This is a genomic window from Mesorhizobium sp. M7A.F.Ca.CA.004.04.2.1 (genome assembly GCF_004022825.1).
Lineage (GTDB): Bacteria > Pseudomonadota > Alphaproteobacteria > Rhizobiales > Rhizobiaceae > Mesorhizobium.
Genome location: NZ_RZPH01001604.1, coordinates 1 through 722, shown reverse-complemented (window position 1 = coordinate 722; position 722 = coordinate 1). Strand labels below are relative to the sequence as shown.

The following is a 722-nucleotide window of genomic DNA, read 5'->3' as shown; positions in this document are numbered from 1 at the left end:
TCGCTCGTGAGCAGGACATTCTCGACGCCAACGCCATCGATGTCTCGAACGGCCAGGAATCCGGGCTTTCCGCCTCCTTCATGGATCGGCTGAAGCTCGATCCGGCGCGCATTCGCGCCATGGCCGACGGCATCAGGGAAATCGCCGCGCTGCGCGATCCGGTCGGCGATGTGATGGCGCAATGGGACAGGCCGAACGACCTGCATATCGAGCGTGTGCGCACACCGCTCGGCGTCGTCGGCGTCATCTATGAGAGCCGCCCGAACGTCACCGCCGATGCCGGCGCGCTGTGCCTCAAGGCAGGCAATCCGGTGATCCTGCGTGGCGGCTCGGATTCGCTCAATTCATCAGCCGCCATCCATGCCTGCCTGGTCGAAGGGCTGAAGCAAGCCGGCCTGCCGGAAGACGCCATCCAGCTGGTGCCGACCACCGATCGCGCCGCCGTTGGCGAGATGCTGAAGGGCCTCGGCGGCACGCTGGATGTCATCATCCCGCGCGGCGGCAAAAGCCTCGTCGGGCGCGTGCAGGCTGAGGCACGGGTGCCGGTTTTCGCGCATCTCGAAGGCATCTGCCATCTCTACATCGACCGCTCGGCCGATCTCGACATGGCGGTGCGGATAGCCGTCAACGCCAAGATGCGGCGCACCGGCGTCTGCGGTGCCGCCGAGACGCTGCTGGTCGACCAGGCGGTCGCCTCCACCCATCTGGTGCCGATCCTCGAC

General features: G+C 66.6%; 1 protein-coding gene. It reads left to right on the top strand.

The window, feature by feature from the left end:
- A partial coding sequence (locus EN893_RS36425; RefSeq protein ID WP_128362284.1) for a glutamate-5-semialdehyde dehydrogenase occupies window positions 1–722 on the top strand: 722 nt, incomplete at both ends.